Below are 14,363 nucleotides of genomic sequence, written 5' to 3'. Positions count from 1 at the left end.
ATCAGGCCCCTTTACGCTTGCCCGTTGTTTTCTTCTTCTTTGGCAATTGCCGCGAGTGCGCGCAGGCCGAGCAGGTATCCTTCCGCGCCAAAACCGCAGATAACGCCTTTGGCGACTGCGGAGACATAGGAGTGATGCCGGAAAGCTTCACGCGCATGAATATTAGAAAGATGCACTTCCACGGCCGTAACCTTGGCCGAGCGGATGGCATCGTGAATAGCAACCGAAGTATGACTGTATGCAGCCGGATTGATCAGGACATAGGCGTTTTTCTCGCCTGCTTCCTGAATCCAGCTCACCAGCTCACCTTCATAATTGGTCTGGCGAAAATCGATAGCAAGGCCCCATTGTTCAGATTCGCGTTTGCAGCTCGCTTCGATATCATCGAGCGTTGCCACACCGTAGATGCCCGGCTCGCGCTTCCCCAGAAGGTTGAGATTGGGACCATTCAGAACAAAAACCGTTTTTACCATGTTCATCCGTTGTGGATTACGGGCCTATTACGAAATTTCGACTACACTTCGCATTTCATATAGAGGGCTTAGACGCAAGCTGAAACCCTCTAAATCAATGCTAATGTTTCACCACCGCGTTTTTCCCGCTATTCTTTGTGGAATGAACGCAATATGTGGCGAAAATAGTCATTTATACGCTCTGATTAAGTGATTGCGCGTCCTCGAAAATCAAGAAGATGCGATCTCAATCAGGCTAGCTTTTGTTTGCCGAGCGTGCGGCTGCGATTCTTTCGATCAAACCTTCGGCACCAATTGCACCCGGAACAAGTTCGTTTCCGATGATGTAAGACGGCGTTCCGGTGATGTTGAGCTTTTGGGCAAGCTGATAGGTTGCCTGGAAAGCCTTGGTGATGGCTGGATCTTTCATCTTTTCACGAAGCTGTGTTTCATCCGCTCCGAGCTTGACCGCGTCAGCTATCGCAGACGCTTCCGTTGCGCGTTCCTGTGCACCGAGAAGAAGCTCATGATATTCGACGTATTTTTCGGGCATCAAAGCTCTGAAAGCTTGTGCCACGACATGTGCGCGCATGGAATCCGGGCCGAGAATTGGGAATTCCTTCATCACGAAGCGCACATTCGGATCGTTTTTGAGAATGGCTTCCATGTCGGGCAGGGCACGTTTGCAGTAGCCGCAGTTATAATCGAAAAACTCATAAACAGTGACATCACCGTTTGGATTGCCAAACACAGCGTCATGCGCTGGATTGAAGAGCTGGTCTTTGCTGGAAGCCAGGATTTGCTTGACCTGTTCCTGCGCGGCCTCTGCCTGCTTGGTTTCAAGCGCCGTCTGCACCTCGACCATGATTTCAGGGTTCTGCAACAGATAGTTGCGAATAATGTTCTCAATGCCCTGTTGGGTCATTGCGGGGTTAGCCGTCGCGACGACAGGGGCTACCGGCGCGGCCTGATTGGCTGTACTGCCTGCATAAAAACCCAGAGCAAGGGCTGCGGCGCCAACAACGCCACCAGCGATCGAGCCCAAAATCACATTCTTCATAACTTTCACTTTCTTACGTGCTGAAAAGCTGTGCAGGACATCGATGCCAAGCCTAGCTGATATAGCGTCTGTGCTGATTATTTTTTAGCCTTTGCGTTGATAATATCCTGCGCACGCAACCAGTCGGGCGTTCCCCGCTTAAGCTGTTTTTGCGCACGGATCGCAAATATCTGCGCCTGTTGTAGGTTCCCGGAATAATAGTTCATGTCCGCGGTCGCAAGGTCTGCGCGTGCCATGTCCCCTGACTGGCCGTAGGCTTGTGCCAGAAACCCATATCCGCCGGGGAATTCCGGGTCCGCAGCGATGCCGGCTTTCAATTCTCTGATGGCCGCAGGCATATTGGCTTTGTTACCCGTGAGCATCAAGGCACGACCATAGCTCATGCGAAGCAATGGCGACTTGCGTGTATCGAGCGAGACTGCGCGCTGGAAAGCCTTGGCAGCAGCTTCTGGATTGTTCGCCTTGATCAGAACTTCTCCCATCATTTCCTGAAAATACGGATTCTTCGGTTGTTCTTTAATCAGCGCTTCGAATTTTGGTATTGCGGAGCGTGCGGAACCGTTCAGATAAGTTGTAATCGCGTTGCCATATCGGGCGGGTAAGCCGCCGGGATTGGCGCGGAACATGCGCTGCAATGCGCCCATATTATTGGAATAGGCTGCGATCTTGGCGCGCGCCATGTCATGTCGGAGCTGGAGAGCGGGTGAATCGACCTTGTTGAAATTCGGGCTCTTCTTCGCAAGCTCCTCAAGATTGGCAATGCGTTCGCGCGGCAGCGGGTGGCTGATGCGATACTGGTCGATCTGCGTGCCGGAAAGCGAAAGCGCAGATGCAAAACGCTGGAACGTATCCAGCATACCCTTCGTGGATTGGCCTGTTGCATTGAGATAATTCACAGCCAGCCGATCTGCGGTGATTTCTTCGGTGCGCTGATAGCTGAGCAGGCTACGCATTGCCATTTCAGAACTGCCCATAGCAATGCCGCCACCAGCACCGGCAGCAGCACTGCTACCGGTTGCTGCACCTGCAACACCGGCCCCAACACCCAAAAGCATACCGATAACGGCCATGGTGCGTGCGCGGCTTAATTGTTCACGCAGCCGGTCCTGATGACCACCTGCAATGTGGCCCGCTTCATGCGCAATCACGCCGATGATTTCATTGGGCGTTTCCGCCTGCATGATTGCACCGGTATTGATAAAAATACGGCGACCATCAACGAAGGCGTTGAAACTCTGCGAATTGACCAGGATGACGCGGACACCGCGTCCGCCAAGTTTTGCTGCTTTGAGAATGGGGGCTGCGTAATCTGCAACCAGCGCTTCAATTTCAGCATCGCGAACAATCGGAACACCGCCGCCGCGCGATTGCGCCTCTGCAGGCAGTATGCCTGTCACAGCCACAGCGAGGGCTGCAAATGCGGCCACTGAGCGGCGCATCATAGTTTGAAAGGAAATCGCTTTGGCTGAGAAAGTTGCAGTCATACTTTCCATATTGCCCCTCATTCTCCTCAAATCTGGCTTATAATTAATAGGGTTTTGGTGCGAATCTTAGCACTTCCATATGTCTCTAATTATCTTAAATCAAACTTCATCGCTGTTTTTACTATAGCGCTGTTGCTTTACCAATCCGGCGATTATAGGGCGGGGGAGTTGAATTGCATTCACCGCTTTTCTGGAGGCCAAGTTGAATATTCTTTCCAACCGTAGCGCAGTCGAACCGTTTCACGCCATGGATGTTCTGGCGGAAGCCAATCGTCGTCGTGCTGCGGGCCATCCGATGATTTCGATGGCAGTCGGGCAACCGGCAGACCCGGCACCGCAAGCCGTCCGGCTGGCTGCGGAGCGTGCACTGAAAGATGGCCGCATCGGTTATACGGATGCGCTTGGCCTGATTGAACTGCGCGAAGCGATTGCTGAGCATTATGCGCACAACTATGGTGTGTCGGTTTCTCCGGAACGCATTGCGATTACCACAGGGTCGTCAGCAGCCTTTAATCTAGCATTTCTCGTCTATTTCGACCCCGGTGATCGCGTTGCGATCACGCGTCCGGGCTATCCAGCTTATCGCAATATCCTGAAGGCTCTTGGTCTTGAGGTGGTGGAAATTGCCAATGAGGGCGGAGCATCCGGCGCGTTGACGGCAAAGGCGCTTGCCGCAGCCCACGCAGAAAAGCCGTTGAAAGGGGTGCTTTTTGCAAGCCCTGCCAACCCAACGGGCGCGGTGATTGACAAGCCCGAACTCAAAGCAATCATTGAGACCGCGCAGGATCTTGGCATCCGCGTTATTTCTGATGAAATCTATCACCGCCTTTCCTATGAGAAGGAAGATGTGACGGCATTGCAGATGTCAGACGATGTAACGATCATCAATTCGTTCTCCAAATATTATTGCATGACCGGCTGGCGCATCGGCTGGATGGTTCTGCCTGATGCCGATGTACGCGCTATCGAATGTCTGGGGCAGAGCCTTTATATTTCCGCACCGGAGCTTTCGCAGCGCGCAGCAATTGAAGCGTTTAACGCGACCGCTGAGCTTGAACGAGTCAAAGACCGCTATCGTCAGAACCGGAAAATCCTGCTTGAGCATTTGCCGCGCATGGGGCTCAATCTTGCGGCACCGATGGATGGCGCATTCTACGCCTATTGTGATGTGTCGCGCTTTACCAATGACAGTATGCAATTTGCGCGTCGCATGATCGCTGAAACCAACATAGCCGCAACACCCGGACGTGATTTTGATCCGATCGATGGGCACCGGACGATGCGTTTTTCTTATGCAGGCAGCCTTGGAGAAATAGAGGAAGCGGTTCGCCGCCTCGAAGAATGGCTTCCACAGCAGAAAGTCTGATCGCTACTAAATCGATATTGTAAAACAAAAACCGGCGTCTCCGCCGGTTTTCTTATATTCTACATTAGAATTTTGGCAGGGCTTAGAAAAAGCCCTTTTTCTGCCACCAGCCACCGCGCTTCGGCTTCTGTTCTTCAGCGTCGCTTGATGTAACAACGGGCTCTGAAACCTTCTGCGGCTCTGCAATGGTTGCCACTTCTGCCTCGGCAACAGTTTCCTTGACCGCAGTCTCTTCAACCTCCGGCTTTGCTGCCGTCTTGCGTGGACGACGCTTTGGTTTTTCCGTTTCAACGGCTTCCGCAGGCGCAGGCGCTTCTGCCGGAGTTTCCTCCTCAACAGCCTTCTTGCGCGAGCGTGTCTTGCGGGCAGGCTTGGCTGCTTCATCTGCAATACCATCGTCAGAAGCAACTTCTTCAGACTTCGCAGTCTTGCGACTACGCGGCTTGCGGGCTGGCTTTGCGGGTTTTTCCGTATCTTCAACGCTGGCCGCTTCGGGCGCTTCTACCACATCAACCGTAACGGCTTCTGCAGCAACAGCTTCGCTGGCAACGATGTTCGCCGGTTCTTCTTCAACCTTAGCCGGGATAACCGGTGTGTAGCCGACAAATTCCGGATCAGGTATTTTTTTGACCTGAATATCGTCTTCACGACGGTTCTTGCGTCCACCACGGCGGCCACGACGACGCTTCTTGCGACGATCTTCTTCGCTCTGTGAAGCGCTTTGCTGAGTGCCCGTGTTCTCTTCATCATCTTCGTCAGATACGTCAGAGTCCGTTTCAGCCTGTCCGTTCTGCTCACCATTTTCGCGATCACGACCACCGCGGCGACGGCGGCGACGGCGACGTTTGCGATCACCTTCTTCGCTGTTTTCTTCGCGCGGCTGCGCTTCGGTCTTGATTTCTTCTTCGCCGTCATCCTCATCAAGCGGGATGTCGGGGTCGTTGAGATCATCTTCGTAGACAATTGGCTGCGCAGGCTGGATTGTCACTGGACGCGTCGACGGCGCACCCTTGTCGATGACAAAATGCTGATGACCAACGCTGTCGTCCGCATCAATGCTGATTTCGGCACCGAAGCGGCCTTCAAGTTCAGCCAACAATTCGCGCTTATGGTTCAGCACATAAAGTGCTGATGCAACCGGGGTGCGGACAGTGATGTCATAGCCCGAGTGACGCAGAAGATAGTCCTCAATGCCACGAATAATATGCAGCGCCATCGACGAGTCGGAGCGAACATGTCCCGTGCCACCACAATGCTGGCAAACCTGCATCGTGCTTTCGAGAACCGATGCGCGGATGCGCTGGCGCGACATTTCCAGAAGGCCGAAATGTGAAATGCGACCGACCTGAATGCGCGCGCGGTCGTCTTTCAGGCAGTCCTTCATCTTCTTTTCGACAGCACGGTTATTGCGCTTTTCTTCCATGTCGATGAAGTCAACAACGATCAGACCGGCAAGGTCGCGCAGACGCAGCTGGCGCGCAACTTCTTCGGCTGCTTCCAGATTTGTCTGGAGGGCAGTGTCTTCAATCGAATGTTCGCGGGTCGAGCGCCCCGAGTTTACGTCGATCGCAACAAGCGCTTCGGTCTGATTGATGATGAGGTAGCCGCCTGATTTCAGCGTCACTTGTGGCAGAAGCATCCGATCAAGCTGTGCTTCCAGACCATAACGTGTGAAAACGGGAACCTGTTCGCGATAAGGCTGAACAACTTTTGCGTGGCTTGGCATAAGCATCCGCATGAAGTCTTTCGCTTCACGATAGCCGGTTTCACCTGCAACGAGGATCTCTGTGATGTCTTTGTTATAAAGGTCACGGATCGAGCGCTTGATCAGACTGCCTTCTTCATAGACGAGGGAAGGTGCCGTCGATTGGAGGGTGAGCGTGCGGACATTTTCCCACATGCGCATCAGATATTCATAGTCGCGCTTCACTTCCGCCTTGGTGCGGTTTGCACCCGCGGTACGCAAAATCACACCCATGCCCTGCGGCACTTCGAGGTCTTTGACGATTTCCTTAAGGCGCTTGCGGTCCTGCGGATTGGTGATCTTGCGCGAAATACCGCCGCCACGCGCGGTGTTCGGCATCAGAACTGAATAACGACCGGCCAGTGAAAGATAAGTCGTGAGAGCTGCGCCTTTATTGCCGCGCTCTTCTTTGACCACCTGAACCAGAATGATCTGGCGACGCTTGATCACTTCCTGAATGTTATATTGACGGCGATTGGTGCGACCATGCGATGGAAGTTCTTCCATTGCATCTTCGGACCCAACCGATTCAACCATGTCTTCTTCATTTTCGACATCGTTGTCGTCATCATCGTCGGCATCAATGGCTTCGGAAATGACATTGCCGTTCTGCTTCATCAGGGCGATGGCAGGTGTTCCGGGAACATAATTTGCAAAGGCCGGCCCGACGGGCTCTGCCGCAGGCAGACCGTTATTGGCGTTGCTGGAATACGAATCACCATTCTGATCATCGCGACGTCCGCGACGGCGATGACGACGCGAGCGATCATTGGCTTTCGCCTTTGGCTCGTCTTCGTCTTCTTCTGCACGCGCGGCTTTTGCTTCCGCTTCCAGCAGTGCCAGACGATCAGCAACCGGAATCTGATAATAATCAGGATGGATTTCAGAAAATGCCAGGAAGCCATGGCGATTGCCGCCATATTCCACGAATGCAGCCTGAAGCGAGGGTTCGACGCGGGTAACGCGCGCGAGGTAGATATTCCCTTTTAACTGCTTCTTATGCTCCGACTCAAAGTCGAATTCTTCAATTTTGTTGCCACGCGTTACGATAACGCGCGTCTCCTCCGGGTGGGAGGCATCTATAAGCATTTTGTTGGACATTAGTGTCTTTCCTGCCGGCGCGAAGACGCAAGCCGCGTGCGCCGGACGAAACCCTGAAGGCTGTCGTCCTGGCTGGGCTGTATCTGCCGGATGATATTGGGTTCGTCGGAATAAAAGCTGCTGTTGCTGCGCGCGATGGCCTCGTGGCGATCACGGTCTTCAGGCTTGCAATGGTCAGTCTTGCTTGACCCATAGCTGTTCCGAACGAAACGACCTCATATATGACCCGAAAAAGCCGGGCCGACCTCTTTGCTCTTCTGGAGCACTGGCGACAGCGCGTACCCATGCGCAGTCGGCCGATTAAAAAACGGAGATGGCAGGGGAGCCGTATTCCGTTGAATTCTGTGCGGGTTAATGGGTGGCGAACTTATTACACCACTGTTTTCGCTGACTTTCCTCGCGCTCCGTTTTGAAAACCGGCAAACGAATCTGGCAGCGATGCCATAACCTAACTTTAGCTTTTATGGCCTCGTTTGAACGATGACAAGTACGAATATCAGTTGACAGCCTCATCGCAATTTTGACGAAAGGTAGTTATAGAGCTGAAATTCGTTGATTGAGTCCCCGAAATGCGGGTTGAAAAGCCTTCATTAACCACAATTTTGTAGGGGTAGATTTGGAAGGCTTCGGGCTCAAAATCATTCCATAAAGTTTGGATAGCGATTACGGATGCAATGTCTGAACCAAAATTTTGATGATCAAAAAAAGTCGGCCATACGAATTGCTTTCGTGGCTTTCTCGATCATTTGTGCGGTCTTTTTTCAAATGGCCACAGCGAAAGCGGCGCCGGATGCACCGCTGATGGCGCTGACCTATCGCATGGCGGGCGATGATTTGCGCATGCGGATTGTGATTAATTTTGATCGCCAGCCGAAATTTTCCACATTGTTGCTCGCCAATCCGCATCGTTTGGTTTTTGATTTGCCGGAAACACGTTTCGGTTTTGATGACAAAAGCCTTGAGGCGAGGGGAATTGTTTCACGCGTGCGTTATGGTCTGGTCAGTGAAAACCGGTCCCGGCTCATTCTGACATTGCGCGGTCCTTTCAACGTCGAAAATGTTCAGGTTCTCCCGAATGAGACGACGCCCGGCTATCGTCTGGTTGCTGATATTGTTGCATCGTCGGATCGTGAATTCGCGGAAAAACTTGCGGCCCAGTATGACGTCACCGGTTCCACGGAACGTAAGCACGCCGCCAGTGCCACGGCACTTCCCCTCAGAAGTGATAGCAAGCGCCCGTTTGTTGTGATGATTGATCCCGGTCATGGGGGCATCGACAGCGGCGCTGAAAGCCTCAGTGGTATCAAGGAAAAAGATCTGACACTCGCTTGTGCGAAAGAATTACGGGACCGACTGGCCAAAGAGAAGAACATCAAAGCTTTGATGACGCGAGATGACGACAGGTTTCTGCGTCTTTCTGAACGTGTGCGTCTGGCGCGCCAGCATGATGCGGATCTTTTCATTTCGATCCATGCGGATACGATCAATCAGGGCGATATTCGCGGCGCAACGGTCTATACGATCTCCGATAAGGCGTCGGATTTCGTTGCGCGTGCCATGGCCGAGCGAGAAAACAAATCCGATAGCATCGGAGGTGCTACTCCTGAAGCGCAACCTGAAGTGGCCGATATCCTGCTTGATCTGACGCGGCGCGAAACGCATACATTTTCGCTCAGTTTTGCCGAGAAAGTCATTGGTGCGCTGCAAGGCGAGGTCAACCTTATCAACAATCCGCATCGTTTTGCAGGCTTTCAGGTTCTGCGGGCGCCGGATGTGCCGTCTGTTCTGATTGAAATTGGCTATTTGTCGAATGCAGAAGACGAAAAACTGATCAGCAATCCTGAATGGCGTCGGAAGCTTGCGGACCGCATTGCGGTGGCTATCAGAGCATTTGAAATTCAAAAACGTCCTGATATTTTGTCAAAAGGCTGAAATAGTGTAGTTTTCAGTAGGATTTAATATCTGGCGTTGCTTATAAGATGCATGGTTGCAACAGCTTTACGTATTTTTGTCACCCTTTTCGTATTGTGGGGGTTTAATTGGTAAAAACTTGGAAACGATCTTGCCTTTGACGCATTTGGTGGTCACTAACCCATCTGTTGGTTGAAGCGTTTTTGATCGGCGGGCAGCATTAAAGATGCTCCCTTGTTTTTACTGATAATCTGAAGGCGGGATTCCGGATAAATGGTAAGGCTTATCGGATATTTCTTTGGAATTGGAACGGTTCTGGCTCTGATTGTTGCCGGAGGCGTTGCAGTTTATATTGGAAGTCTCACCAAGGATTTGCCTGATTACGAGGTGCTCGCAAAATACGAGCCGCCAGTAATGACACGCGTCCATGCATCGGACGGTAGCCTTATGGCCGAATATGCGCGCGAGCGCCGCATGTATCTGCCTATTCAGGCTATTCCGAACCGCGTCAAGGCTGCTTTTATCTCAGCTGAAGACAAAACCTTCTATGAGCATCATGGTCTCGATTTTGGTGGTCTTACCCGTGCGGTTCTCACCAACTTGAAGAATATAGGTTCTGGTCGCCGCCCGGTCGGTGCTTCGACCATTACGCAGCAGGTCGCAAAGAACTTCCTTCTTTCGTCAAATCAGACCTATGACCGCAAGATCAAGGAAGCCATTCTTGCGATGCGCATTGAGCAGGCCTATTCCAAGGACCGCATTCTTGAGCTTTACCTTAATGAAATTTTCTTCGGTCTTGGCTCCTATGGTATCGCCAGTGCAGCTCTGACCTATTTCGATAAGTCCGTTGGCGAGTTGAGCATTGCCGATGCCGCTTATCTGGCAGCCCTTCCTAAAGGTCCGAACAATTACCATCCGTTCCGTTACCCTGAACGCGCGATTGAACGCCGCAACTGGGTGATCGACCGTATGGCTGAAAACGGCTACATCACCACCCAGGAAGCTGAGGAAGCCAAAAAAGAACCGCTAGGCGTGAAGACCCGCACAGCAACCCATTACCTGTTTGCGTCTGAATATTTCAGTGAAGAGGTGCGCCGCCAGATCATTCAGAAATATGGCGTTGATGCACTTTATGAAGGCGGACTGTCTGTCCGGACGACGCTCAATCCTACCTTACAGGTCGAAGCCCGGAAGTCGCTTCAGTCAGCATTGCTTCGCTATGATGAAGCGCGTGGATGGCGCGGTCCCGTGAAACATGTCGAAATCGGCAGTGATTGGGCCACAGCCTTCGGTGATATGCAGTCCTATGAAGATGTGCCCGAATGGCAGCTTGCTGTTGTGCTCAATGTTTCTGCGGCCGGTGCCGATATTGGTCTTCAGCCTGCCGTTGAAGGTTCAGGCTCGCGCAGCAAGGAACGCAAACGCGCATTTATTTCAGCCGATGACATGAAATGGGCAATGCGTGTTACCAACATTGATGGCAAGCGCGGAAGTGCAAAATCGCCAGAAGGCGTGTTGAAAGCTGGCGACATTATTTATGTGTCGAAAGTCGGTGAGGGCGATTCCCGTTTCCGTTTGCAGCAGCCTCCGAAGCTGCAAGGGGCATTGGTTGCAATGGACCCGCATACGGGCCGTGTTCTGGCGATGGTGGGCGGATTTTCCTACGGTCAGTCTGAATTCAACCGTGCCACGCAGGCCTATCGCCAGCCTGGTTCGTCCTTTAAGCCATTCGTTTATGCAGCAGCCCTTGATAATGGCTACACACCGGCTTCCGTTGTTCTCGACGGTCCGCTGGAGGTCAATCAGGGTGGCTCACTTGGCGTATGGGCTCCCAAAAACTATTCCGGCAAGTTCTCCGGTCCCTCGACGCTTCGTTATGGTATCGAACAGTCGCGTAACGTCATGACCGTGCGCCTTGCACAGGACATGGGCATGAAGACGGTAGCCGAATATGCGGAGCGCTTCGGTATTTACGACAAGATGCTGCCCGTCCTTTCTATGGCGCTTGGTGCCGGTGAAACGACAGTTCTGCGCATGGTTACAGCTTATTCTGTCATCGCCAATGGCGGAAAAAGCATCACGCCGTCAATGATCGACCGCATTCAGGATCGCTACGGCAAGACGGTGTTCAAACATGATGCGCGCAAGTGCGAAGGTTGTAATGCTCAACAATGGTCTAATCAGGACGAGCCGACATTGATCGATGATCGCGATCAGGTGCTTGATCCGATGACCGCCTATCAGATTACATCGATGATGGAAGGTGTTGTGCAGCGCGGTACGGCCCAGATTCTTAAGAGCCTTGACCGTCCGCTCGCCGGTAAGACTGGCACGACCAATGACGAAAAAGATGCATGGTTTGTTGGCTTTACGCCTGATCTCGTTGTCGGTGTATTCATGGGATACGACACACCAACGCCGCTTGGCCGGGGTGGTACCGGTGGTGGTTTGGCTGCTCCTGTGTTCAAGGATTTCATGACGCAGGCTCTGGCTGGCACGCCGAAAGTGGATTTCCGTGTACCGGAAGGCATGACGCTGATTGCTATCAATCGGAAGACTGGTATGCGTACAAATCAGGGCGATCCGAATCTGATCATGGAAGCATTCAAGCCGGGTACCGGTCCTTCTGATACCTATTCCGTGATCGGCATGGACCAGTATCGTGAAGGCTCGCCAGTTCAGCCGCAGTCACCGCAGGCAACCCGCGCCATCAATTCTGGATCGGGCGGACTTTACTGACCTCTGCCCCTTTACACTGTGCCGCGTGCTAATTATGGTCCGCGGCGCCTGAACAGCTTTGCATGTTCAGTTCAGGGTGTGAGACTGGCTCTTTAAGAGTTTTGTTTTCTCCACAAATTGCAGAATAATTGAAGGAACGATTTGCCCATGCGCGCGGAAATCGAGACGCTGGTTGACGAAATCCAGCAGGCGATAAGCCTGCTGAGGAGGCATCTTTGACTGGGATCAGGCAATCAAACGTCTGGGCTATCTGAATCAGAGAGCTGAAGATCCAACGCTTTGGAATGATGCACAGGAAGCCCAGAAGTTGATGCGTGAGCGCCAGCAGCTGGAAGATAGCATCAATGGCATTAATGGTCTCAGGCAGACCCTGAACGACAGCATTGAACTCATCGCCATGGGCGAAGAAGAAGATGACAAGTCGATCATCACGGATGCCGAAAATACGATTCGTGAACTGAAACAGGAGGTCGATCGCCGCCAGATCGATATGCTGCTTTCGGGCGAAGCCGATGCAAATGATACCTATCTTGAAGTGCATGCCGGTGCAGGCGGTACGGAAAGTCAGGATTGGGCGTCGATGCTTTTGCGCATGTATACCCGCTGGGCTGAACGCAGCGGACGCAAAGTCGAGGTAATGGAAGTTCATTACGGCGAAGAAGCTGGCATTAAGTCTGCGACGATTCTTATCAAGGGCCATAATTCCTATGGCATGGCGAAGACGGAATCGGGTGTTCATCGTCTGGTTCGCATTTCGCCTTACGATTCGAATGCGCGTCGCCATACGTCATTTGCGAGTATCTGGGTCTATCCGGTCATCGAGGACAATATCGATGTTCAGGTGACGGAAGCCGATGTTCGCATTGATACGTATCGCGCGTCGGGTGCGGGTGGTCAGCACGTCAACACAACAGATTCGGCTGTGCGTATTACGCATATTGCGTCGGGTATCGTTGTGCAGTGTCAGGCCGAGCGTTCACAGCATAAGAACCGTGAAAAAGCCTGGTCGATGCTGCGCGCGCGTCTTTACGAGGAAGAGCTGAAGAAGCGTGAAGAAGCCGCAGATGCTGCCAATTCCAGCAAAACGGATATTGGTTGGGGCCATCAGATTCGGTCTTATGTGTTGCAGCCCTATCAGCTCGTCAAGGATCTGCGCACCGGCGTTGAAAGCACCAATCCACAGGAAGTGCTGGATGGTGCCGTCACACCATTTATGGAAGCAGCCCTTGCGCATCGCATCAATGGCGGTGCTGAACTCATCGAGGACATTGATTGAGTTTGGTCGGATAAAATTTAAAAAACCGGCCTTGTGCCGGTTTTTTTGTGTCTTTCAGGAATTCTTGGACCCAGCGCGTGGCTTATATGCGCGGGGCCCCGTGATAATAGGATCAATCGTTTTAATCATAAGCGCGTCTTCAGGTGTGAAAAGTTCGGGCCGGGTGGAGACGCCAGGAGGTGCCTCTGAAGGCATTTCGGGCAATGGCTGCATCGTGGTCGGCCTCTTCAAGATCGCTGCAACCTTGCTATTTGGTTTATCAAGGCCTTGTTCATTGTCAGGAGCCTTTTCAAATCCGCTATAGATGCTTGCTCCAATGCCCGCACACACAACCATAAAGCCAAGCAATGCTATATGCGCTCTTTTTATGGAAACAGACGGCGCGATAGGATCACTGTGACCTTTCTCGCGCTTTGCTTTCTCTGTCTTGTTCCACTTTTGCGCCATGCCTGCTGTCTTCGCATCCTCAATTGTTGATTCGACTTCACGCTATCATGGTAAACGAACCTTATGCGAGGCTTTCACACTCAAAGTGCTTGCGCTGCTTCAAGCACAGCCTGAGCATGGCCATCGACTTTTACTTTTTCCCATATTTTGGCGATACGGCCATCGGCATCAATCAAAAACGTCGTCCGTTCAACGCCCATATATTTCCGGCCATACATGCTTTTCTCAAGCCATACGCCGTATGCTTCGAGCGCAGTCTTGCCTTCATCTGCTGCCAGATCGACACGCAGCGCATGCTTTTTGCGAAATTTCGCATGCTTTTCCGCACTGTCTGGCGAGACGCCAATGATACGGGCGCCAATTTTCTCGAACTCCGGCTTTAGCTGTGAGAAGGCGATGGCTTCTTTCGTGCAGCCCGAAGTGTCATCCTTTGGATAGAAATAAAGAACGACCGGTTTGCCCTTCAGCGATGAAAGAGTGATCGTATCGCTGTTGTCTGAAGGCAATGTGAAATCGGGTGCCTGATCTCCAACTTGGGGACGAGCCATATCTGCGCCTTTCTTTTATGGATAAACGGGGAAACTGCCTGTTACATTTACATTTAAAGCTATCGCATTCAGGGTGAGCTTGTGCAACTGTCCAGACCTGTCGAACCATGCCACGCAACATCTGACAAGAGGGTGTTAAACAAAGCGATCAACGGTTTGGCTAATATGCATAAATGGAATAAAAACAGATAGATATGGAGTTTTTATAATCCGCATTGCAGGGGTGAGCATTTGC

10 protein-coding genes are annotated in these 14,363 nt (G+C 52.2%); 5 read left to right on the top strand and 5 right to left on the bottom strand.

The annotated features are described in order from the left end of the window. Nucleotides 1–11: 11 nt before the first annotated feature. The 3 genes from aroQ to VBH83_RS05175 form a co-directional block, all read right to left on the bottom strand. A complete protein-coding gene (gene aroQ / locus VBH83_RS05185; protein ID WP_265983741.1) occupies nucleotides 12–473 on the bottom strand; it encodes a type II 3-dehydroquinate dehydratase in 462 nt (153 codons plus the stop codon). 235 nt (nucleotides 474–708) lie between these two features. Continuing rightward, nucleotides 709–1,512, bottom strand: a complete 804-nt coding sequence (locus tag VBH83_RS05180; RefSeq protein WP_396996638.1) for a DsbA family protein — start codon at nucleotides 1,510–1,512, stop codon at nucleotides 709–711. A 77-nt stretch (nucleotides 1,513–1,589) separates the two neighbouring features. Next, nucleotides 1,590–3,005: a M48 family metalloprotease gene (locus VBH83_RS05175; protein WP_396996636.1), complete on the bottom strand. Its 1,416-nt coding sequence runs from the start codon at nucleotides 3,003–3,005 to the stop codon at nucleotides 1,590–1,592. 193 nt (nucleotides 3,006–3,198) lie between these two features. On the opposite strand from VBH83_RS05175, the gene VBH83_RS05170 reads away from it, so the two are divergent. After that, nucleotides 3,199–4,362: a pyridoxal phosphate-dependent aminotransferase gene (locus VBH83_RS05170; protein WP_396996634.1), complete on the top strand. Its 1,164-nt coding sequence runs from the start codon at nucleotides 3,199–3,201 to the stop codon at nucleotides 4,360–4,362. 82 nt (nucleotides 4,363–4,444) lie between these two features. Here the strand turns inward: VBH83_RS05170 and VBH83_RS05165 are convergent, their stop codons facing one another. Next, complete coding sequence (locus tag VBH83_RS05165; RefSeq protein ID WP_396996632.1) at nucleotides 4,445–7,207, bottom strand: Rne/Rng family ribonuclease; 2,763 nt, start codon at nucleotides 7,205–7,207, stop codon at nucleotides 4,445–4,447. Nucleotides 7,208–7,209: 2 nt separating this feature from the next. Between VBH83_RS05165 and VBH83_RS05160 the strand changes: the two genes are divergently transcribed. From VBH83_RS05160 to prfB, 4 genes are all read left to right on the top strand, one after another. Further along, complete coding sequence (locus VBH83_RS05160; protein ID WP_265983748.1) at nucleotides 7,210–7,395, top strand: hypothetical protein; 186 nt, start codon at nucleotides 7,210–7,212, stop codon at nucleotides 7,393–7,395. Between the two features lie 577 nt (nucleotides 7,396–7,972). Further along, nucleotides 7,973–9,139, top strand: a complete 1,167-nt coding sequence (locus VBH83_RS05155; protein WP_396996629.1) for an N-acetylmuramoyl-L-alanine amidase — start codon at nucleotides 7,973–7,975, stop codon at nucleotides 9,137–9,139. A gap of 252 nt (nucleotides 9,140–9,391) precedes the next feature. Further along, a complete protein-coding gene (locus VBH83_RS05150) occupies nucleotides 9,392–11,857 on the top strand; it encodes a penicillin-binding protein 1A (protein ID WP_265983751.1) in 2,466 nt (821 codons plus the stop codon). Between the two features lie 147 nt (nucleotides 11,858–12,004). Beyond that, a protein-coding gene (gene prfB / locus VBH83_RS05145; protein WP_396996627.1) for a peptide chain release factor 2 occupies nucleotides 12,005–13,133 on the top strand; the annotation gives its coding sequence in 2 pieces (ribosomal slippage) (nucleotides 12,005–12,073 and nucleotides 12,075–13,133; 1,128 coding nt in all). A 527-nt stretch (nucleotides 13,134–13,660) separates the two neighbouring features. On the opposite strand, the gene bcp is transcribed toward prfB, so the two are convergent. Beyond that, nucleotides 13,661–14,128 carry a thioredoxin-dependent thiol peroxidase gene (gene bcp, locus VBH83_RS05140; protein WP_265983753.1) on the bottom strand — a complete coding sequence of 156 codons (468 nt, stop codon included), beginning with the start codon at nucleotides 14,126–14,128 and terminating at the stop codon, nucleotides 13,661–13,663. Nucleotides 14,129–14,363: the final 235 nt, after the last annotated feature.

Source organism: Ochrobactrum sp. S1502_03 (assembly GCF_044435015.1).
GTDB classification, from domain to species: Bacteria; Pseudomonadota; Alphaproteobacteria; order Rhizobiales; family Rhizobiaceae; genus Brucella; species Brucella chromiisoli.
This window is presented reverse-complemented; position numbering and strand designations above follow the sequence as displayed.